Annotated in this window: 17 protein-coding genes; 11 read left to right on the top strand and 6 right to left on the bottom strand. The window is 72.7% G+C overall.

Annotated features, from left to right (window positions below; translation table 11 throughout):
• Positions 1-17: 17 nt before the first annotated feature.
• From FV218_RS14575 to metC, 5 genes are all read left to right on the top strand, one after another.
• Positions 18-1073: an amino acid ABC transporter substrate-binding protein gene (locus FV218_RS14575; RefSeq protein ID WP_147710361.1), complete on the top strand. Its 1056-nt coding sequence runs from the start codon at positions 18-20 to the stop codon at positions 1071-1073.
• A gap of 207 nt (positions 1074-1280) precedes the next feature.
• Positions 1281-2444, top strand: a complete 1164-nt coding sequence (locus FV218_RS14570; protein WP_147710359.1) for an ABC transporter permease subunit — start codon at positions 1281-1283, stop codon at positions 2442-2444.
• Positions 2441-3586 (top strand): amino acid ABC transporter permease, encoded by a 1146-nt coding sequence (locus FV218_RS14565; RefSeq protein ID WP_147710357.1) that lies wholly within the window; start codon positions 2441-2443, stop codon positions 3584-3586. The genes FV218_RS14570 and FV218_RS14565 overlap by 4 nt, the downstream gene beginning before the upstream one ends.
• On the top strand, positions 3583-4335 hold the full coding sequence (locus FV218_RS14560) for an amino acid ABC transporter ATP-binding protein (RefSeq protein WP_147710355.1): 753 nt from the start codon (positions 3583-3585) through the stop codon (positions 4333-4335). The genes FV218_RS14565 and FV218_RS14560 overlap by 4 nt, the downstream gene beginning before the upstream one ends.
• A 197-nt stretch (positions 4336-4532) precedes the next feature.
• Entirely contained in the window at positions 4533-5720 is a 1188-nt protein-coding gene (gene metC, locus FV218_RS14555) for a cystathionine beta-lyase (protein ID WP_147710353.1), read from the top strand.
• An 892-nt stretch (positions 5721-6612) separates the two neighbouring features.
• Here metC and FV218_RS14550 read toward each other — a convergent pair.
• Genes FV218_RS14550 through FV218_RS14535 form a run of 4 tightly spaced genes read right to left on the bottom strand, consistent with a single transcriptional unit; the run spans position 6613 to position 10044 of the window.
• Positions 6613-7224, bottom strand: a complete 612-nt coding sequence (locus FV218_RS14550) for a pyridoxamine 5'-phosphate oxidase family protein (RefSeq protein ID WP_147710351.1) — start codon at positions 7222-7224, stop codon at positions 6613-6615.
• Positions 7221-7541, bottom strand: a complete 321-nt coding sequence (locus FV218_RS14545; RefSeq protein WP_056097410.1) for a lipid-A-disaccharide synthase N-terminal domain-containing protein — start codon at positions 7539-7541, stop codon at positions 7221-7223. Before FV218_RS14545 ends, FV218_RS14550 begins: the two co-directional genes overlap by 4 nt.
• Before the next feature lie 4 nt (positions 7542-7545).
• A complete protein-coding gene (locus FV218_RS14540; RefSeq protein WP_147710350.1) occupies positions 7546-8271 on the bottom strand; it encodes a glycosyltransferase in 726 nt (241 codons plus the stop codon).
• Positions 8272-8286: 15 nt separating this feature from the next.
• A complete protein-coding gene (locus FV218_RS14535) occupies positions 8287-10044 on the bottom strand; it encodes a glycosyl transferase (protein WP_246685132.1) in 1758 nt (585 codons plus the stop codon).
• A 299-nt stretch (positions 10045-10343) separates the two neighbouring features.
• Here FV218_RS14535 and FV218_RS14530 point away from each other — a divergent pair, with 299 nt between their 5' ends.
• The 6 genes from FV218_RS14530 (at position 10344) to FV218_RS14505 (ending at position 17880) form a co-directional block, all read left to right on the top strand.
• Positions 10344-11048: a DJ-1/PfpI family protein gene (locus FV218_RS14530; protein ID WP_147710348.1), complete on the top strand. Its 705-nt coding sequence runs from the start codon at positions 10344-10346 to the stop codon at positions 11046-11048.
• A 119-nt stretch (positions 11049-11167) separates the two neighbouring features.
• The gene (locus tag FV218_RS14525; RefSeq protein ID WP_147710346.1) at positions 11168-12493 is read left to right on the top strand and encodes an O-antigen ligase; all 1326 of its coding nucleotides are present in this window, start codon (positions 11168-11170) and stop codon (positions 12491-12493) included.
• Complete coding sequence (locus FV218_RS14520; RefSeq protein WP_187273066.1) at positions 12490-13659, top strand: acyltransferase; 1170 nt, start codon at positions 12490-12492, stop codon at positions 13657-13659. Before FV218_RS14525 ends, FV218_RS14520 begins: the two co-directional genes overlap by 4 nt.
• Positions 13660-13683: 24 nt before the next feature.
• A complete protein-coding gene (locus FV218_RS14515) occupies positions 13684-15558 on the top strand; it encodes an acyltransferase family protein (RefSeq protein ID WP_210246123.1) in 1875 nt (624 codons plus the stop codon).
• A gap of 123 nt (positions 15559-15681) precedes the next feature.
• Positions 15682-15993, top strand: a complete 312-nt coding sequence (locus tag FV218_RS14510) for a hypothetical protein (protein ID WP_147710342.1) — start codon at positions 15682-15684, stop codon at positions 15991-15993.
• 108 nt (positions 15994-16101) lie between these two features.
• Positions 16102-17880 carry a methanol/ethanol family PQQ-dependent dehydrogenase gene (locus FV218_RS14505; protein ID WP_147710340.1) on the top strand — a complete coding sequence of 593 codons (1779 nt, stop codon included), beginning with the start codon at positions 16102-16104 and terminating at the stop codon, positions 17878-17880.
• Positions 17881-17998: 118 nt separating this feature from the next.
• Here FV218_RS14505 and FV218_RS14500 read toward each other — a convergent pair whose 3' ends face one another.
• Positions 17999-18451 carry a hypothetical protein gene (locus tag FV218_RS14500; RefSeq protein ID WP_147710338.1) on the bottom strand — a complete coding sequence of 151 codons (453 nt, stop codon included), beginning with the start codon at positions 18449-18451 and terminating at the stop codon, positions 17999-18001.
• 107 nt (positions 18452-18558) lie between these two features.
• On the bottom strand, positions 18559-19647 hold the full coding sequence (locus tag FV218_RS14495) for a replication protein RepA (protein WP_056097394.1): 1089 nt from the start codon (positions 19645-19647) through the stop codon (positions 18559-18561).
• Between the last annotated feature and the right edge of the window lie 592 nt (positions 19648-20239).

Below are 20239 nucleotides of genomic sequence, written 5' to 3'. Positions count from 1 at the left end.
TTCGATCGTGGAGGCCGATGCGCGTGGTTCGACCGAAGGCTGCGCTGCTCCTCGCCCTCGCCCTCCTCGGCGCGCCCCTCCCCGCCAGGGCCGAACCCGCGAAGGCCGAGCCGGCCCGGGCCGAGGCCACCCTCGCGCAGGTGAAGGCGCGCGGGCACCTCGTCTGCGGGGTCAGCCCCGGGGTGGCTGGCTTCAGCGTGCCCGACGGCCAGGGCCGCTGGACCGGCCTCGACGTCGATTTCTGCCGGGCGCTGGCGGCGGCGATCTTCGACGACCCGGAGGCCGTGCGCTTCATCCCGCAATCCTCGGCCGCGCGCTTCACGGCCCTGCAATCGGGCGAGATCGACGTGCTCGCCCGCAACACCACCTGGACCCTGTCGCGCGACACGGCGGCCATGAACTTTCCGGCCATCACCTTCTACGACGGCCAGGGATTTCTCGTCCGCAAGTCCCTCGATATCACGCAGGTCAGGCAGCTCGACCGGGCGACCATCTGCCTGCAGCAGGGCACCACCACGGAGCTCAACCTCGCCGACTGGTTCCGCACCCGGGGCCTGACCCAGAGCGTGGTCACCTTCGCCAACAGCGAGCAGACCCTCGGGGCCTACGAATCCGGCCGCTGCGACGCCTATTCCACGGACCAGTCCTCCCTCTACGGCGAGCGCCTGAAGACCGCGCATCCCGACGATCACGTGATCCTCAGCGAGGCCATCTCGAAGGAGCCGTTCGCCCCGGGCGTGCGCCAGGGCGACGACCAGTGGCGCGACATCGTCGCCTGGACCCACTACGCCATGCTCGACGCCGAGGAGGCGGGCATCCGCCAGGACAACGTCGCGCAGATGCGCCGCGAGGCCCTGAGCCCCGACGTGAAGCGCATCCTCGGCCTCGAGGGCGCCTACGGCGCGCGCCTCGGCCTCACCGCCGACTGGGCCGCCCGCATCGTCCGCCACGTCGGCAATTACGGCGACAGCTTCGCCCGCAACCTCGGCGACGCCACCCCCCTCAAGATCCCGCGCGGCCTCAACGCCCTGTGGAACCAGGGCGGGTTGCAGTACGGGCCGCCGATCCGGTGAGGGGGGTTTTGCGGAAGGATCGCCCGAGAGACGCGCGCGGGTCCGATGGATGCGCGAGTCCCCTCTCCTGGAAGGAGAGGGACAGGGTGAGGTGTGGGACTTATCCGGAGAGTCCACACACCTCACCCCAACCCTCTCCTTCCAGGAGAGGGAGTCCGTCGCGTCTCACGCCTGCACGCCGGAACGTTCGGCGAGGGATCTCGTGCGATGGCTGAGCCCCGCATCGCCCCGTCCTGGCGCGCCCTCGCCGTCCAGACCCTCCTCGTCCTGGCGCTGGCCACCCTCGCCTATCTCGCCGCCGCCAACGCGGCGCAAAAGCTCGCGCGCCAGGGGATCGTGGCCGGGTTCGGCTTCCTCGAGCGCGCCGCCGGGTTCGACATCGGCCAGAGCCTGATCCCGTATGCCGCCGCGACGGCGACCTATCTCGACGCGTTCTGCGTCGGCCTCCTCAACACCCTGCTGGTGTCGGGCCTCGCCATCGTGCTCTCGACCGTCCTCGGCTTCGCCCTCGGCATCGCCCGGCGCTCGGGCAACCTCCTGGCCCGGTCCTTCGCCGCCGCCTATGTCGAGGGGTTTCGCAATCTGCCGCTCCTGCTGCAGCTGCTGGTCTGGTACGTCGCCGTGCGGGTCGCCCTGCCCTCCTCCGGCGATCCCGCCGCATGGGGCGGCGCCTATCTCAGCCAGCGCGGCCTCTTCCTCCCGCGCCCGAACTTTTTCGGATTGGCCGCCCTGGTGCCCGTGGCCTTCGCCGCCGGGCTTTTCGCGATGGGGCTGCTGATCCGCGCGAGCCGCCGCGCCGTGGCCCTCGGGAAAAAGCCCGTTCCCGTCCTGTGGCCCGGCGCCCTCCTCGTCCTCGGCCCGCCGGCGCTCGCCTGGGCCGGCCTCGCGCTCGCGGGCCATCCCGTGCCCGTGGCCTGGCCGGCGCGCGGCCCCTACGACGTCGAGGGCGGACTGCCCGTGCGGCCGGAATTCGCGGCCCTGCTCATCGGGCTCTCGACCTACTCGGCCGCCTTCATCGCCGAACTCGTGCGGTCGGGCCTCGACAGCGTCGGACGCGGCCAGCGCGAGGCCGCCGCCGCCCTGTCGCTCAGCCGGGGCCAGGCCCTGCGCCTCGTGGTGCTGCCCCAGGCCATGCGGGTGATCGTGCCGCCGCTGACCAGCCAGTACCTCAACACGACGAAGAACTCGTCGCTCGCCGTGCTCATCGGCTACCCCGACCTCGTCCACGTGTTCATGGGCACTGTGCTCAACCAGACCAACCAGGCGGTGGAGGTGGTGGCCCTCACCATGTGCGTCTATCTCAGCCTCAGCCTCGCCACGGCCCTCGTGATGAACCGGTACAATGCCCGCGCCGCGGGGACCCGCCGATGAGGTCCGAGACCGAGGGGTACGTGCGCAGAACCCTGATCCCGCCGGCCCCGCCGCCGCGCCGCCTCGGCGGCCCCCTCGCCTGGATGCGGACCAACCTGTTCGCGACCTGGACGGACGGCCTCGTCACCGTCCTGATCCTGGCGGCGCTGGCCTGGCTCGTGCCCCTGGCCCTGCGCTTCCTCGTCCTCGACGCCGTCTGGACCGGGACCTCAGGCGAGGCCTGCCGGCCGGAGGTGGCGGGCCGGCCCGTCGGGGCGTGCTGGGCCTTCATCGGGGAAAAAATCAACTACCTCGCCTACGGCTCCTACCCGGCGGCCGAGCGCTGGCGCCCGAACCTGTTCTTCGCCCTGCTGGCGTTCGGCGCCGCCTGGATGCTGTGGCTCGGCGCGCCGAAGCGCGCCTGGGGCGCCGCCTACCTGTTCGGCGTCTTTCCCCTGCTCGCCTACGCCCTGCTCGCCGGGATGCCGTCCGTGGGCCTCGTCGCCGTCGCCACCGGCCTGTGGGGCGGCCTCCTCGTCACCGTGGTGGTGTCCATGGTCGGCATCGTCGCCTCCCTGCCGCTTGGCATCCTCCTGGCGCTGGGCCGGCGCTCGGACTGGCCGGTGGTGCGCTACGCCTGCATCGGCTTCATCGAGTTCTGGCGCGGGGTGCCCTTCATCACCGTGCTGTTCATGGCCAACGTGATGCTGCCCCTGTTCCTGCCGGGCGACGTCACCGTCGACCGGCTGGTGCGGCCGCTCGTCGGCATCGCGCTTTTCGCCGCCGCCTACATGGCCGAGGTGGTACGCGGCGGCCTCCAGGCGATCCCGCCCGGCCAGATGCAGGCCGCCCTGGCGCTCGGCCTGACGAAGACCCAGGCCCTGCGCGCCGTCGTGCTGCCCCAGGCCCTGAAGATCGTGGTGCCGGGCATCGTCAACACCCTCATCGGCCTGTTCAAGGACACGACGCTGGTCTCCATCGTCGGCATCGCCGATTTCATCCGCGTGCTGGAGGCGGCCCGCGCCGACCCGCGCTGGTCGGCCCCCGCCGTGCCGGCCACGGCCTACGCCTTCGCGGCCCTGTTCTACTTCGCCATCTGCTTTTCCATGGCCCGCTACGCCGGCTTCATCGAGCGGCGCCTCGCGGCGGGGGAGGCCCGATGAGCCCGCCTGCCCCCGATCCGCCCGCCGTGGAGTTCGCGGGCGTCAACGCCTGGTTCGGCGCCACCCACGTCCTGCGCGACATCGACCTCGCCGTGGCGCAGGCCGAGACCGTGGTGATCTGCGGCCCCTCGGGCTCGGGCAAATCCACCCTGATCCGCGCCATCAACGGCCTCGTCGATCACCAGTCCGGCACGATCCGGGTCGCGGGCCTCCCCCTCGACGGCAGCGCCAAGGCCACCGACGCCGTGCGCGCCCGGGTCGGGATGGTGTTCCAGGGGTTCAACCTGTTCCCGCACCTAACCGTGCTGGAGAACTGCACGCTCGCCCCCCTCCACGTCCGCCGCCTCGGGCTCAAGGCGGCGCGGGACCTCGCCCTCTGCCACCTCGACCGGGTGCACCTCGCCGACAAGGCCGACCGCACACCCGCCGAACTCTCCGGCGGCCAGCAGCAGCGGGTCGCCATCGCCCGCGCCCTGTGCCTCGAACCCGACATCATGCTGTTCGACGAGCCGACCTCGGCCCTGGACCCCGAGATGGTGCAGGAGGTCCTCGACACCCTCACCGAACTGGCGGCGGGCGGCACCACGCTGCTCTGCGTCACCCACGAGATGGGGTTCGCCCGCGCCGTGGCCGACCGGGTGGTGTTCATGGACGAGGGCCAGATCGTCGAGATCGCCCCGCCGGAGGACTTCTTCGACCGGCCCCGGCATCCCCGCACGCAAGGTTTTCTGAGCCGCATCCTGGGGTGATGGGCGTCGGCAGGCGCGCATCCCCTCGCCCCGCTTGCGGGGAGAGGGGGATGCGCCCGAACCGGCCGCTCGACTGGCCCGAGGCCCTCCCCTTCGGCGCGACGCACGATCGGCCCGAAAACCGCACGACTTGACGGCCCGCCCCCCGCCGGGCTGTGGTCGCCGCCATCCTCGAAAAATCCCGCCCGAAGGCGCCTATGTCCATCACACCGCCCCGCGATCCCGCACGCTTCGGCCCGAGCACCCGCCTCGTCCATGCCGGGCGCGATCCCTCCGCCCAGCACGGCTTCGTCAACACGCCGATCTATCGCGGCTCGACGGTGCTGTTCCCCACCTACGACGACCTCAAGCACCGGCGCGGGCGCTACGATTACGGCACCTCCGGCACGCCGACGACGGAGTCGCTCACCACCGCCTGGAGCGAGCTCGCGGGTGCCGCCGGCACGGTGCTGACCCCGTCGGGGCTGGCGGCGCTCACCGTCGCCCTCATGGCCGTGGTCTCCGCCGGCGACCACCTGCTGGTCTCCGATTCCGCCTATCGCCCCACCCGCATTTTTTGCGATGGCGTCCTGAAGCGGTTCGGAGTCGAGGTCGAATACTACGACCCGCTGGTCGGCGCCGGCATCGGCGCCCTGATGCGGGACACCACCCGGGCGGTCCTCGTCGAGGCGCCGGGCTCGCAGAGCTTCGAGATGCAGGACGTGCCCGCCATCGCCGAAGCGGTCCATGCGCGGGGGGCCGCCGTGATCATGGACAACACCTGGGCGACCCCGCTGCTGTTCCCGCCCCACGCGCGCGGCGTCGACATCGCCGTGGAGGCCGGCACCAAGTACCTCTCCGGCGGCTCGGACCTGCTGCTGGGCCTCACCTCGGCCAACGCACAATACTGGCCGGCCCTGCATCGGACCTTCGAGCACTTCGCCATGTGCCCCGGCCCCGAGGACGTGTTTCTGGGCCTGCGCGGGTTGCGCACCATGGCCCTGCGCCTGCGCGAGCACGGCGCGCAGGGCCTCGCCATGGCGCGCTGGCTCCAGGCCCGGCCGGAGGTGGCCCGCGTGCTCCATCCCGCCCTCCCCGAGGATCCCGGCCACGCCATCTGGCGCCGCGACTTCTCCGGGGCCTCGGGCCTGTTCGGCGTGATCCTGAACCCCGCCCCCGAGCGCGCCGTGGCGGCGATGCTCGACGGCCTCGAACTGTTCGGGATGGGGTTTTCCTGGGGCGGCTTCGAGAGCCTCGTCATCCCGTTCGACTGCCGCACCTACCGCACGGCCACCACCTGGGCCCCGGAGGGGCCGGGCCTGCGCTTCCATATCGGGCTCGAGGATGTTGCAGATTTGCAGGCGGACCTCGACGCCGGGTTTTCGCGGCTGCGCGCGGCGATGTGAGCGACGCGAACCCTCTCCCCCCTGTGGGAGAAGGATTTTTCGCCGCGGTGCCCGCGCCCGAACACCGAAATGTCTTGACAATATTCCTATTCCGTGGTTGTCTCCGGTCACTCGCCTCCCACACGGGAGGCCCCCCGGCGGACCGGGTCGGGGGGCTCGGGGGGAGGAGACGGTGCCCCGCGTCGATGGCCCGGTCGCCATCGCCCCGGGCCGCGCCGGCGACGCAAGGTGCCCTGGACGGGGAGGCCGTGCTGAGGCTGGCTCCGGGACCCTGGGGCGCACCGAGAGAACGGACGGTCCGCCCACTACGAGGCGGGCTCGGGGCCTCGCGCCCTGATTAGTCGGCTGCCGCACCGGCGTTCCCGCGAGGGGCGTCGCGTCGCGCGGAGGAGGGCCGCCACTAGCCGAGTCGCCGACGCCGTGAAGACATCGTGACGAAACGGACCGGTCCCCATAAGGGGCCGGGCCGGGGGACGCCGGGAGACCGGCTTACACTTCAAAAACGTGGTTTCGCGGCGTCCCGCGTCTCCCGTTTCCCGGCCATCCCCCGCGCCACCGGCGGCGGGCCGCAGCCGTGCGCGCGGAGCGCTTCGACGTTGAAGGCGAAGCGTTCGCAGGGGGAGGCTTGGGTTTGCGAAAGTTCGTGGAGCGGAGCGTAGAACGTCGGTGCGCATCCCCCCTCTCCCCGCCTGCGGGGAGAGGGCCACAGGCACCCTGCCGTGCCTGTGGCGAGCGAGGCGGAGCCGAAGCGAGGGTGAGGGGGCGATTCCGGATGAGACTCCTCCGGAATCGCCCCCTCACCCTCGGCTGCCGCCTCGCTTCGCCGACGACAGGGTCGGCGAAGCCCTCTCCCCGCAAGCGGGGCGAGGGGATGCGCACGAAGCATCCGGCCTCACGGCGCCAGCCAGCTCCCGGTCCACCCCGCCGCCCCGCGCACCCATCCCGCCCGGCGGTGGCCGCGCCGGTCGAGGAACAGGAAGTCGAGGCGGGTCGCCGTCACCACCACGGCGCAGAAATTTGCGCGGCTGAGGTCGAGGTCGGCCCCGTCCTCCGGCTGGGTGTAGGCGTCGCCCGCGGGCAGGGCCGTGCCGGGCGCCGGGGCGATCCCGTAGCAGGTCCGGCTCATGACCCGCGAGCCGGACCACGCGGCCTCGGCCAGGGCGTCGTCCGTATGGAGGCGGGCGGGCCCCGAGACCCGGATCTGGATCTTTGACGCCGTGTCGTAGCCGTGCAGGGCGGCCCGGCCCGACGCGTCGATCTCGACGGCCTTGGCCGAGCGGCGGTCGCAGTGGAAGCGCAGGCTGCCCATCGCCGGATCGGCCTCGCGCAGGACCACGGTCCGCACCTGCGGATGGCCGTCGGCGTCCACGGTGGCGAGCGCCGGCATGTGGAAGGCGTTGCGGCGCAGGACCGGCCCCTCCTGCAGCAGGCGCCAGACTTCGAGAAGGCTGGCGTCGAGGTCGTCGTGGAACGGCGGCAGGGGCGCGGGGGCGAACGCCGTCATCGGGCCCGGCGCTCGCGCAGGATGAGGACGACGTTGCGCAGGTAGATGAAGGTCGACAGCGCCTGGCCGAAGATGATCACGGGTTCGCGCCGCACGAGGCCGTAGACCAGGGTCATGAGGCCGCCCGCGATGGAGAGGAACCAGAACGCCAGGGGGATCACGCTGCGCCCCGCCCGCTCGGAGGCGAGCCACTGCACCACGAAGCGGGCGCCGAACACCGCCTGGGCGAGGATGCCGAAGACGAGCCAGCCGTCGAAGCGGACCACGAAGACGTCGTAGACGTAGCCTCGGATATCGGCGGCGAGCTGGATCAGCATGGGGTCAGGGTCCCGTCACATCGGTGACCGCCGGCGTGACCCGCTTGCGGCGGATCAGCCACCACACCCCGGCCAGATCGAGCAATCCCACCCAGAGCCGGTCGAACAGGCCGTATTTCGAGGCCCCGGTGAAGCGCGGGCGGTCGATCACGTCGCGGTGGACCACGGCGTAGCCCTCGCGGGCGACCAGCGCCGGCATGAAGCGGTGCAGCCCGTCGAAATACGGCAGGCGGCCGTAGACCTCCCGGCGCACGAGCTTGTAGCCGCAGCCGGTGTCGCGGGTGGAATCCTTGAGGATGCGCACCCGCACCCCGTTGGCGATGCGCGACTGCAGGGTCTTGAGCCGGCCGTCCGTGCGCCCGACGCGCTGCCCCTGGGCAAGGCCGACCCGCGGGCCGCCCTCCTCCAGGGCCGCGAGCAGGATCGGCAGGTAGGCCGGGTCGTTCTGGCCGTCGCCGTCGAGGAGGGCGCAGATCGCGCCGCGGGCGACGGCGATGCCGGTCTGGACGCCGGCGGACTTGCCGGCCGTGCGGTCGTGGCGCAGCACCCGGAGCCAGGGCCGGTCGCGGCGGGCGAGGTCGAGGGCCGCGGCGGTGCCGTCGGTGGAGCCGTCATCGACGTAGATCACCTCGAACGGCGCCAGGGGCGCGCAGGCCGCGCCGATCTCGGCGACGAGGCCCGCGATGTTGCCGACCTCGTCCTTCACCGGCACGATCACGGAGAGACGCATGGGGATTCCGGGGGTTCAGGGCGTCGGGTCGGGGATGCTGGCGTAGGCCGTGAGCGCGACCCGGCGTCCGCCGTTGATGTTGAAGCCCAAGACCGCGCCGACTTGTGTGGGCCCGAATCCGGCACTCGCGGCCGCCGCGGCGAAGGCCGGGGCGAACCGGTCCTCGACGTAGAGCAGGCGGCAGCCGTCGCCCCGGAGGAAGGACGCGGCCTCGGCGGCGGTGTCCATCATCGCCAGATCCGTTCCGATGAGGAAGACGAAGCTCGGTTCGCGGTAGCCGAGGCTCGCCACCTTCGGGGCCGCGCAGGGCAGGCGGTCGCGGAGGGCGGCGAGGCGGGGCGAGACCTTCAGGGCGGCCATCACCGGCTGGGTCAGGCCGAACACCGCCGGCGAGAGCAGGGCGGAGGCGAGGATGCCGAGGCACAGGGCCCGCTCCGCCGCCGCCCGGGCGAAGGCGCGCCAGGCGAGGAACGCCGCGGCGCAGGCGGCGAGCAGCAGGGGCAGCCCCGCCCAGGGCAGCGTGCCGTCCTGGGTCCAGGCGAAGGCCGAGAGGCCGAGCGTCAGGCCCACGGGAATCAGCACCACGAGGCCGGCCGTGAGCCGCGCCCCCCGGCGCTCCGGGTCGAGGGCGCCGCGGGTCAGGGCGAGCACGGCGAGGATCGCGAGGGCCGGGAACAGGGGCAGCACGTAGTGCGGCAGCTTCGTCGGCACGATCTCGAACAGGAGCCAGGTCGGCACGATCCAGGCGAGGAGGAAGGCGACCCCCGCCTCGCGCCGATGGGCCCAGGCGAAGGGCGCAGCGAGCGCCGCGAAGGCCGCACCGGGCCAGAAGGTGCCGAAGACCGCGAACAGGTAGGCGCCCGGCGGCGCCCAGTGCTTCTCGGAGCCGCCCTGCACCTTGCTCAGCATGTCGTGGCCGACGGCCTCGCCGTAGAACGCGCCGCCGCTCTTCCAGGTGATGGCGACGAACCACGGCGCCACGAGGAGAAGCGTCAGCGGCAGGCCGAGGCCGGGCCGCAGCGCCTGCAGCCACCGGCCGGAGCGCGCCTGGAGCGACAGCACCAGGGCGGGCAGCCCGCAGAACAGGGGCACCATCGGCCCCTTCACCAGGATGCCCACGGCGAGGCCGAGCCAGAAGGCCAGGACGGTGGCGGTGCCGAGGACGGTGGCGGTGCCGAGGGTCCGCCCGGCGGCTCCGTCGGCGCGGCCGAGCCAGGCCCGGGCCAGGCCCCCGAAGGTCGCCATGGCGCAGGCGCAGAGCAGCGCGTCGGTCTTGGCGAGGCGGGCTTCGGCCGAGAGCACCACGCAGGCGGCGAACAGGGCGGCGGCGAGCACGGCGCCCCGCCGGGGCAGGAAGGCCAGGGCCGACCAGTAGGCGAGCAGCGCCGCCCCGATGGCGCCGAGCAGGGACGGCAGGCGGTAGAGGGCGATGGTGGTGCGGGCATTCGGGATGCCGAGGGCCTCGCCGGCCCCGACGAAGGCGGCCTGCGCCCAGTAGATCCCCACGGGCTTCTTGTGCCGCGCCTCGGCCTGGAAGCGGATGTCGACGAGATCGCCGGTCTCCAGCATCTGCTTGGAGGCCTGGGCGAAGCGCGGCTCGTCCCGGTCCATGGGCTGGAGCGAGGCGAGCCCCGGCAGGAAGCAGACGAGGCAGAGCGCCACGAGGAGGGCGCAGGCCCGGCCATGGCTCAGGGCCGCGGCATCGAGGATCGCCTGCGGCCACGCGATCAGGTCGCGGCGGCCCGGGCGAGACGCGAAGGCGCGGGCGGTCATGCGGGCGGACGGGCCGGAAAGGCGGGCATGCGGCTCCAGACTGGCACGCGCCCGGCGATTCCGGTCGATGCCGCGAAGGCCGGCGGTGTCGATGATGCGGCCCGGAATGTCAAATTCCGGACGGGTCCGGACGGGGCCTGCGACCCGGTGAGAACCGTGAACCCATGAGAAACGCGGGCCGATGAGAAACGCGGGCGCTCGGTCGTTGCGGTCCGGGTATGATCGTGGGTGTCCATGAGCGGGGCGTCCCGCGAATCAGCGCCCCGAGAAGAACGGCCCCGAAACTCAGGAGTCCTGTCGTGACCCTCCAAATCGGCCTCCTCGCCTTTCCGAACGTGCAGCAGCTCGACCTCACCGCCCCCTACGAGGTCTTCGCCATGATCCCGGGGGCCACGGTCCACCTCGTCGCCGCCGGCCTCGACCCGCTCGCGAGCGCCACGGGCCTCGTGCTGACCCCCACCGTGCGGATGGCCGACTGCCCCGTCCTCGACGTGCTGTGCGTCCCCGGCGGGGTCGGGGTGAACGCCCTGATGACGGACCAGGGCGTGCTGGCCTTCGTGCGCGAGCAAGCGAAGACCGCGCGCTTCGTCACCTCCGTCTGCACCGGCGCCCTGGTGCTCGGCGCCGCCGGCCTGCTCGAGGGCCGGCGCGCCACGACGCACTGGGCCTCCCTCGACCTGCTCGCCGCCTTCGGGGCGACGCCCGTGGCCGAACGGGTGGTGCGGGACGGCAATCTCCTCACCGGCGGCGGCGTCACGGCGGGCATCGACTTCGCCCTGGCGCTCGCCGCCGAACTCGTGGGCCGGGCGGAGGCGGAAGCGATCCAGCTCGGCCTCGAATACGCCCCCGCCCCGCCCTTCGACGCCGGCACGCCGGGATCGGCGGCGCCGGAGGTGCTCGCCGCGGCGCGGGCGCGGCTGTCCCCGTCACGGGCCGCCCGCGAGGCTCTGGTGCGCGCGATCACCGGGATCGAACCGGAGCGCTGGGCGCGCGCGGAGTCCTGATCCGGCCCTTCGCAGGTTCTCAAGTATTCTGCGCCCAGGATGCCGGACGCGGATCACGCTATCCTGGCGCGATTGCTCGGGCGGTCCCCGCCCCACTCCGTTCCTGGGAATTTCCGCCGATGACCACGGGAGTCGCCGCCCCCGCGAGACCGGTCTCCCTGCCCGCGCGGGCAGGGATGTCGGATGGCCTTCGCGTCACCGCCATGGCGGTGATCCTCCTGGTGATGCTGGTGGGCGCCAACCCGTTCCACGACGGCACCGCACCCGAGAACGCGGCCTCGGGCGCGGGCGGCAATCTCGGCAACCAGATCCTGTTCCTGATCATGGGCACCGTCGCCGGCGCGGTCCTGTTCGCCCGGGGCCGCGCGGCCCTGCGGCCCCTGGCCAGCCTGCCGATCCTGCTCATGCTCGCCTGGCTCGCCCTGTCCACGGCGCTCTCCATCGAGCCCCTGGTCTCGGCCCGCCGCCTGGTCTCCCTCGTGATCATGACCGCCGCGGCGGTCGCCCTCCTCGTGGCGGCGCGCGACGCGCGCCAGTTCGCCACCGTGCTCGGCGCCACGGTGCTGGGGATCGTGGGCGTGAGCTATCTCGGCCTCGTCCTCGCGCCCGAGCGGGCCATGCACACGGCCTTCGACCTCATCGAGCCCGAGCACGCCGGCAGCTGGCGCGGGATCTACCCGCACAAGAACGCGGCGGGCGCCGCCATGGGGGCGTTCGTGTTCGTCGGCCTGTTCTGGGCGGGGACGGGCCGGCGCGGCCTGGGTTTCCTCCTGGCGGGGGCCGCCGCCGCGTTCCTCGTGTTCACCAACGCCAAGACCTCCATCGCCATCACGCCCGTCGTGGTCGCCCTCACCTGGCTCTGCACCTGGTCCGGGGCGACCCTCTGGCGCCGCGCCGTGCTGCTCACCCCCCTGGCGCTCCTCCTGGCGCTGACGGTGGGGTCGGTCCTGGTGCCGGGGATCGGCGCCCTCGTGGCCGGCCTCGCCGGCGATCCGACCTTCACGGGCCGCACGGAGATCTGGGAGTTCGCCGCCGACAACATCGCCAAGCGCCCCCTCGCCGGCTACGGCTACGGCGCCTTCTGGGAGAGCGTGTTCTACGGCGGCGGAGCCGACGCGGAGACCTGGGTCAACCGCGCCACGGATGCCCATAACGGCTACCTCAACACCGCCCTCGAATCCGGCCTCGTCGGCCTCGCCCTCACGGCGTGGTGGATCGTGTGGGCGCCCGTGACCGACCTGCAGGACCGGGCCGGGGGCCGCCGCCTCGATCCCCTGGCGATGCTGTTCCTGCGCCTGTGGCTGTTCGTGATCCTCGTCGCGGTGTTCGAATCGGTGTTCTACCAGGCCACCAACGGGCTCTACTTCCTCCTCGTGGTGTCGGTGCTGGGCCTGCGCTACCTGGCGCGGAGCCGGGTGGTCGCGGGCGGAGAGGACCGATCGTGAGCCGCCGCGCGGACCACGCCGCTCCCGCCGGCCCCCACCCGGCGGTGGAGCCCCTGCCGGCGCTGACCGCCCTGCGCTTCGTGGCGGCGGCCTACGTCCTCGCCTTCCACTTCGCCGACCGCCGTTTCGGCCGGGACGCGCTCCCGGAGACCGTCGCGCTGGGCTATTCGGGGGTGACGTTCTTCTTCCTCCTGTCGGGCTTCATCCTGGCCTACAATTACCGGCGGGTGGACCTGTCGGAGCGCGCGGCGCGGGTCCGCTTCCTGCGTGCGCGGGTGGCCCGGGTCTATCCCGTCTATCTCCTGGCGCTGGCCGTCGCCCTGCCGTGGTTCGTCGTCTGGACCGCGAAGGCCGCGCCGCCGCTCCAGCCCCTCATGGCCGCCAGCGCGGTCCTGGCGCCGCTCGGGCTCCATGCCTGGGTGCCGGGCGCGGCCTGCGCCCTCGACTGCCCGAGCTGGTCGGTCTCGGTGGAGCTGTTCTTCTACGCCCTGTTCCCCCTCCTCCTGCCCCTCGCCCTGCGCCGGCCCGGCGTCACGGCCCTCGTCACCCTCGCGGCCTGGGCCGCGTCCAACGCCGCCGCGATCCTCGTCTGGAACCGCTACGCCCCAGGCCACTCCCTCATCGATCCGGGCCCGGGGCGGGCGGCGATCCTGGCGCAGGCGATCAAGTACAACCCCCTGCTGCGCCTGCCGGAATTCGTGGCCGGCCTCCTCCTGTTCGTCCTGTGGCAGCGGGTGCGCCTGCCGGTTCCCCCGCTCCTCGCCGTGGCGGGGGCGGCGGCCCTGGTCCTCGTCGCCCTGGTCGACAGGATCCCCGAACCGCTGCTGCACAACGGGCTGACGGCCCTGGTCTGGGCGCCGGTGATCCTCGTCGGCGCCCAGGTCCGCTCCGGCCCCCTCGTGGCCGGGTGGTTCGTCTTCCTCGGCCGCATCTCGTTCGCCCTCTACCTCCTGCACGTGCCGGCCGACGCGCTCGTGTCGAGCCTCGACCGGGCCGTCCTCGCCGGCCGCCTCGCCGAGACCCCCTGGCTCGGCCTCGGCGCGGCCACGCTCCTGTCCCTCGCCGCCGCCGCCGCCGTGCATCTCCTGGTCGAGGAACCGGCCCGCCGGCGCATCCTCCGGCCGCGCTCCCGCCCGGCCGCGGCCGCGGCCGTGCCCTCGGCCTGACGGACCCGCATGTCAGAGTCCTCCGTGTCACAGCCTCGCCGGGCCGCCCCGCACCTGGCCTATCGCCCGGACGTCGACGGCCTGCGCGCCCTCGCGGTCCTCGCCGTGCTGTTCTTCCATGCCGGCGTGCCGGGCCCGTCCGGCGGGTTCGTCGGCGTCGACGTGTTCTTCGTGATCTCCGGGTACGTCATCACCCGGGGCATCCTCGCCGACGTCGCCGCCGGGCGGTTCTCCCTCGCCCGGTTCTACGAGCGCCGCATCCGCCGCATCCTGCCGATGCTGGTGGTGACGATCCTGGCGACCTACGCCCTCGCCCTGGCGTTCCTGCTGCCCGGCGCCCTGGACGACTACGCCGGCAGCGTGGTGGCGGCCTCGGCCTTCGCCGCCAACCTGTTCTTCTGGAAGACGACGGGCTACTTCGACCTCGAGGCGCAGACCCGGCCCCTGCTCCACACCTGGTCGCTGTCCGTCGAGGAACAGTTCTACCTCGTCGTGCCCCTCATTCTGCCGCTGCTGCTCGCCCGCTCGCGCCGGGCCGCGGCGGCGGGCCTGCTCGCCGCCCTCCTGGCGTCGCTGGCGCTCAGCGTGGCCCTCACCGACGGCGCACCGGGCGCCAACTTCTACCTCCTGCCGACTCGGGCCTGGGAGCTCCTCGTCGGCGCCCTCCTGGCCTTCCCGGCCGGATGGGTGGCGCCCCGCGCCCTGCGCGAGGCCATGGCGGCGGCGGGTTTCGGGCTCATCGCCACCGCAATCCTGGCCTACGACGAGGCCACGCCGTTTCCCGGCCTCGCCGCCCTGGCCCCCTGCCTCGGGGCGGGCCTGCTCATCGCCGCCGGGACCGGGCCGACACTCATCGGCCGCCTCCTGTCCGCGCCGCCCTGCGCCGGGATCGGGCGGATGTCCTACGCCCTCTACATGGTGCACTGGCCCGTGGTGGTGTTCACCCGCTACGCCCTCCTGCGCGAGCCGGCCGGGTGGGAGGTTTTCGGCGTCGTCGCCGCCTGCCTCGGCCTCGCCTACGGCGCCTGGCGCTGGATCGAGACCCCGTTCCGGTATCCGCGACCGACCGGAGGGACACTCGGCCCCCGCCCGCTCTTCGCCGCCACGGCCGTTCTCCTCACGGCCCTCGGAGCCCTCGGCCTCGCCGGCACCCTCGCGGACGGCTTTCCGGCGCGCTATCCCGACACCCGGCCGGGCGCCCTCGCCGCCCTCGAGCGCGAGGGCTGGAAGGGCGGGCGCTGCTTTCTCGAGAACCAGCGCGCCGCGGACTGGGCCGGGGCCGAATGCCTCCTCGCCCGGGGCGCGCCCGCCACCGCCCTGCTGTGGGGCGATTCGTACGCGGCCCATTACGTGCCCGGCCTCGTCCGCAACGCCCCGGCGCTCAGCCACAGCATCCTGCAATACACCTTCGCCGGCTGTCCGCCGCTCCTCGCCTACGCCTCGCGGGCCAAGCCCGGCTGCCGGGACTTCAACGCCCACGCCTTCGAGATCATCCGGGCCTACGGCGTCGACAGCGTGGTGCTCGCCGCCCGCTGGGACCTGCTGCCCGCCCGGACCCTGGCGGGCCTGCCCGACACCATCGCGCGCCTCGCGGCGATGGGGGTCGCCGTCTCGGTGATCGGCCCCTCGCCGCTGTTCGCCTTCGACGTGGCGGTGCTGGGCGCGCGCGGCGCGGGAACTCACCCCGACGGCTCGGCGGCGTGGTTCGCCCACCGGGGCGACCCGGCGATCCGGCGCCTGTCGGCGGGCGCGCGCTTCGCCGATCCCCTGCCGGCCTTCTGCGACGGCCCCCTGTGCCGCTACCGGGCGGACGGCACCGACCTGTTCCTCGACACCGGCCACCTGTCGCGGGCGGGCAGCGAGCGGGCGGTGCGGGCGTATTTTCCGCTTCTGCGCTGAGGCCTGGACCCGCCGGGTCCGGTCCGGACGAGGTCAGCGCGCGTTCATCCGGACGGAGGCATCCTGCGCGGCGGTCCGGTCGGCGAACCGGGCCGTTCTGACACCAGCAGAAGGGTCTCTCCCATGTCTGTGAACTCCCTCGTCGCGGCGCTCGCCGTCGCCTGCGGTCTCGGCCTCGCCCCGGCCGCGCATGCCGCCCCCCTGTCCCCCGTTCCCGCCGACACATGGGCCGGCGTGACCACGCAACCCGTCGCCTTCGGCTGCGGACCCGGCTGGGCCCCCAACCGCTGGGGCCGGTGCCGGCCGATCTACCGGGGCTACGGCTACGGGCCGCGCCCGTTCTACGGCCCCCGGCGCGTCTACGGACCGGGCTACGGCTACGGCCCGCCGCGCCCGTTCTACGGCCCCCGCCCCGTCTACGGGCCGTTCTACTGATCCGAGTCCCCGGCGGACGCGGGCGGGCTCTTCGCCCGCGTCCCTTCGCGCATGACCCCTGGCGTCGGAATCGCCTAAAGCCGACACGGACCGCACCCGGGGGGATTCATGCGTCGCGCGCTACCGCTCTGTCTTGGTTTCGGTCTTGCCGTCCTGGCCGGCGCAATCCTTCCCGCCGGAGCCCAGAACCCGGTGCTCCAGACCGTGGACGCGGCCAACACCCGCTATTCGCCCCTCGACGGGATCACGGCCGGGAACGTCGCCCGCCTCCAGGTCGCCTGGACCTTCTCGACGGGCGTGCTGCGCGGCCACGAGGGCGCGCCCCTGGTGGTCGGCGCGGTGATGTACCTCCACACGCCGTTCCCCAACATCGTCTATGCCCTGGACCTCGACCACGACGGCCGCATCCTCTGGCGGTACGAACCGAAGCAGGACGCGTCCGTCGTGGCCATGCTGTGCTGCGACACGGTCAATCGCGGGCTGGCCTATGCCGACGGGGCGATCCTGCTCCACCAGGCCGACACCACCCTGGTCTCCCTCGATGCCGCGACGGGCCGGGTGAACTGGCAGGTCCGCAACGGCGACCCGGGCCGCGGCGAGACCAACACCGCCACGGTCCTGCCGGTGAAGGACAAGATCCTCGTCGGCCTCTCGGGCGGCGAATTCGGGGTGCGCTGCCACCTCACCGCCTACGACGGGAAGACGGGCCGGCGCCTGTGGCGGGCCTATTCCATGGGGCCGGACGCCGACATGCTCGTCGATTCGGAGACCACCACCGTGCTGGGCCGGCCCATCGGCCGGAATTCCTCCCTCGCCTCATGGGAGGGCGACCAGTGGAAGACCGGCGGCGGCTGCACCTGGGGCTGGTACGCCTACGATGCCGGGCTCGACCTGATGTATTACGGCACCGGCAATCCCTCGACCTGGAACCCCGCCCAGCGCCCCGGCGACAACCGCTGGGCGCAGTCCATCGTCGCCCGCGATCCCGAGACGGGCCGGGCGCGCTGGCTCTACCAGATGACGCCCCACGACCAGTGGGACTACGACGGCGTCAACGAGATGATCCTCACCGACCAAACCGTCGACGGCCGCACGCGCCCGCTCCTCACCCATTTCGACCGCAACGGCTTCGCCTACACCCTGGACCGCGCCACGGGCGAACTGCTGGGGGCGGAGAAGTTCGACCCGGCGGTGAACTGGGCCACGCATGTCGACTTGAACCGACTTTCGAAAACCTACGGCCGGCCCGTCCTCGATCCGCGCTACGCCCCCGAGCGGACCGGCGAGGACGAGACCACCCCGGGCATCTGCCCCGGCGCCATCGGCGCCAAGAACCAGCAGCCGGCGGCCTACTCGCCCCGGACGCAGCTGTTCTACGTGCCGACCAACCACATCTGCATGACCTACGAGCCGTTCCGGGTGACCTACACCCCCGGCCTGCCCTTCGTCGGCGCCACCCTGAGCCTGCAGCCGCCGCCGGGCGACGGCCACACCGGCAGCCTCACGGCCTGGGACGGGGTGCGCGGGCGGACCGCGTGGTCGATCCCCGAGCCGTTCTCCGTGTGGTCGGGCGTCCTCGCCACCGCCGGGGACGTGGTGTTCTACGGAACCCTCGAAGGCTACTTGAAGGCCGTCGATGCCCGGACCGGGCGGGAGCTCTATCGCTTCAAGACCCCGTCCGGCATCGTCGGCAACGTCACCACCTACACCCATGGCGGCCGGCAATACGTGGCGGTGCTCTCCGGCGTCGGCGGCTGGGCCGGCATCGGTCTCGCCGCCGGCCTCACCGACCCCAGCGACGGCGCCGGGGCGGTGGGCGGCTACGCGGCCCTCGCGAACTACACGGCCCTCGGCGGCCAGCTCACGGTGTTCGCCCTGCCGGAGTGAAGTCTGGGTTCGAAGGGCTAGCCCTTCGCGGGTCCAGGGCTGGCCCTGGAAGAAGACGTCGGGCTCTGCCCGACACCCGCCGAAGGGGTGACCCCTTCGGAATCCCGGACCGGAAGGCTCACGCCGGATCGGCCTCCTCCTCTGACGGGGCGTAGACCGCGTCGCCGAGGCGCCGCAGGGGGCCGCCGGGGCCGGAGCGCTTCCACAGGCGGGTGTTGAGGGCCGCCACCGGGTCGTGGCCGGGCAGGTCGAAGCCCCGCGCCGTCAGGCCGGGCAGGATCTCGCCGGCATGCAGGGGCCGGCCGGCCTCGTGCAGGATGTCGAGGGCGGCGGCGACGAGCGCCCGGCCGTGGCGGCGGGCGGCGGCGACGTCCTCGACAGGGCGCATCTCGGCGGGTTCCGCCGGGGGCCGGGCCGGCGCGGCTGCGACGGGCGTCGCCGGGGCTCCGGCGCCGAGGCGGCGGCCGAGCTCGAGGTAGAGGGCGTGGTCGGCGATCTGCCGGTCGAGGGCCTCGCGCTGGCGGCGCAGGGCGGCCAGGGCCGCCTCCGCCTCGGCTTCGTTCGGAAACATCGCTCGCTCCACGGAATATTCCACAAATCACCGTTTGACGGGTGTATCAGAATATTCCGTCATGGCAAGCGAACCGGTCATATTCCCTGTCTTCCGGACGCGGCGCGTCAGGCCGCCGCCGCCTTCCGGATCGGTTTTCCGGCCCGCGGCGGGATCAGCAGGGCGCCGGCATCGGCGGGCTGGAGCAGCATGCCGTTGTCGTCGAGCCGGATCGGCAGCTTCGGAAAAACCTCCTGCAGGTGGGCGAGATCCGCCTTGAACGCCTGGCGGAAGCTGCGCAGGCTGGCGTTGTCGGCACCGAACTGCCTGTGCAGGTTGTCCCAGGTCAGGCGTAAGGGCCGCTGCAGGGCGCGCAGGCGGTAGCCGACCCAGAACAGCAGGTCGAGCTTTCGCGCCGAGCCCGAGAAGGCGCGGGCCGCCCGGATGTCCACCGGCAGCGCGTGCTGGATCAGGTTGTCGTAGAAATCCTGGTGGAACTGGACGCTCTTCTGCCAGACCACCCCGTCCGCCCCCTGCGGCAGCCACAGGTCGAGCTGGCGGAACGGCGGCACGTTGAGGGTGCTGGCGCTGCCGGCCCCGTCCCACAGGCCGATCTGCAGGGTGCAGGCGGCGAGGCGCGCGAGCTGCTCCTTGAACTGCCGGATGGTGCCGCGCTCGCCCCCGGTGACGGCGAACCCCATCTCCTTCATGAAGCCCGACAGGCTGTCGGCCACGGCCACCGTGGGGCTGCGCTGGCGCACGGCCTCGGTGCAGAGGTGCAGGAGCACGAGGCGCGCCTTGGGGCCGTAGGGCAGGCCCTGGAACTCCATCTCGCCCGTGGCCGGGTTCTTCAGGCGTCCGGCGAGGAGGCTCAACGAATTGCGCCCGTACTCGCGAAAAAATTCGCGGGCGTCGCCGGGATCCCGGTAGGGCAGGCCGCAGAGCGCCAGCACGGAGTGGATGTGCTGAAGGTTCTCGGGCCCCGTCGGCTCGTTCTCGATGACCTCGCGCACGGCGTCGCGCCGGCGCTGGTCGCGCCCCATGGCCTGGCGCCGCCCGGCCACGGCCCCGCGGGCGGCGGCCTCGGCGTCCCGCGCCCGCTGCCGGTGCAGGATGGTCTCCGCGATGGTGGCGAACAGGAAGCCGCCGCGCGCCGCCTCGACCTCGGCCAGGAGGTCGGCGTCGCGGATGCCCGCCAATGTGTCCTCGATCCCCATGGGCCCGGTGCAGTGCCTCGCCGACGCCGCGGACCGATGTGGCGCCGCGAAGGCGGGACCATGCCCGATTCGGGGCGCGGGAGTCTCAGGCGGCGGTGGCGTCATCCCGGCTATCCACCGGCCGGGACTCGCGATTTTCACGCCGACGATGCTCGACCGGGGCCGGGCGAGGGGGTCACGCAGAGTTCGATACGGGGTCGGTTTTGCGACTATCCCCGGAGTTCACCGGCCGGACCCGGTTTCCACGCCGATCCCGATACGCGGATGCGCCGAATCCCATACGCCGACCCCCGTTTCCCGCGCAGAGTTCGATGCGGGCCTGCGCAGAGTTCGATACGGACCCGCGCAGAGTTCGATACGGGAACGGGGCTCAACCCCCTGTGCCGGAAGGCGTTTCGGCCGCCCCATATAACCTGCATAACTGACTCTCTGAGAATCTCTTACTGATACCTTTCCTAAGGGGATCGAAGGCCGTTCGGTTTAACGAACACGCCGGGAAAAGGGGATTTTTGAGGGACTTTTGAAGGGATGCGCACCGCCTGTCCCGGATCTGTCCCCAGCCTCACCCCTCCCCCGCCGGATCGGCTATGGG

It is taken from the genome of Methylobacterium sp. WL69 (assembly GCF_008039485.1).
In the GTDB taxonomy this organism is placed as follows: domain Bacteria; phylum Pseudomonadota; class Alphaproteobacteria; order Rhizobiales; family Beijerinckiaceae; genus Methylobacterium.
This window is presented reverse-complemented; position numbering and strand designations above follow the sequence as displayed.

Excerpts from the sequence above, each read along its gene's own strand:
- FV218_RS14570 (WP_147710359.1), top strand. The coding sequence starts at position 1,281 with ATGGCTGAGCCCCGCATCGCCCCGTCCTGGCGCGCCCTCGCCGTCCAG.
- FV218_RS14565 (WP_147710357.1), top strand. The coding sequence starts at position 2,441 with ATGAGGTCCGAGACCGAGGGGTACGTGCGCAGAACCCTGATCCCGCCG.
- FV218_RS14560 (WP_147710355.1), top strand. The coding sequence starts at position 3,583 with ATGAGCCCGCCTGCCCCCGATCCGCCCGCCGTGGAGTTCGCGGGCGTC.
- FV218_RS14550 (WP_147710351.1), bottom strand. The coding sequence starts at position 7,224 with ATGACGGCGTTCGCCCCCGCGCCCCTGCCGCCGTTCCACGACGACCTC.
- FV218_RS14545 (WP_056097410.1), bottom strand. The coding sequence starts at position 7,541 with ATGCTGATCCAGCTCGCCGCCGATATCCGAGGCTACGTCTACGACGTC.
- FV218_RS14535 (WP_246685132.1), bottom strand. The coding sequence starts at position 10,044 with ATGACCGCCCGCGCCTTCGCGTCTCGCCCGGGCCGCCGCGACCTGATC.
- FV218_RS14495 (WP_056097394.1), bottom strand. The coding sequence starts at position 19,647 with ATGGGGATCGAGGACACATTGGCGGGCATCCGCGACGCCGACCTCCTG.
- FV218_RS14510 (WP_147710342.1), top strand. The coding sequence starts at position 15,682 with ATGTCTGTGAACTCCCTCGTCGCGGCGCTCGCCGTCGCCTGCGGTCTC.
- metC (WP_147710353.1), top strand. The coding sequence starts at position 4,533 with ATGTCCATCACACCGCCCCGCGATCCCGCACGCTTCGGCCCGAGCACC.
- FV218_RS14505 (WP_147710340.1), top strand. The coding sequence starts at position 16,102 with ATGCGTCGCGCGCTACCGCTCTGTCTTGGTTTCGGTCTTGCCGTCCTG.
- FV218_RS14575 (WP_147710361.1), top strand. The coding sequence starts at position 18 with ATGCGCGTGGTTCGACCGAAGGCTGCGCTGCTCCTCGCCCTCGCCCTC.
- FV218_RS14540 (WP_147710350.1), bottom strand. The coding sequence starts at position 8,271 with ATGCGTCTCTCCGTGATCGTGCCGGTGAAGGACGAGGTCGGCAACATC.
- FV218_RS14525 (WP_147710346.1), top strand. The coding sequence starts at position 11,168 with ATGACCACGGGAGTCGCCGCCCCCGCGAGACCGGTCTCCCTGCCCGCG.
- FV218_RS14500 (WP_147710338.1), bottom strand. The coding sequence starts at position 18,451 with ATGTTTCCGAACGAAGCCGAGGCGGAGGCGGCCCTGGCCGCCCTGCGC.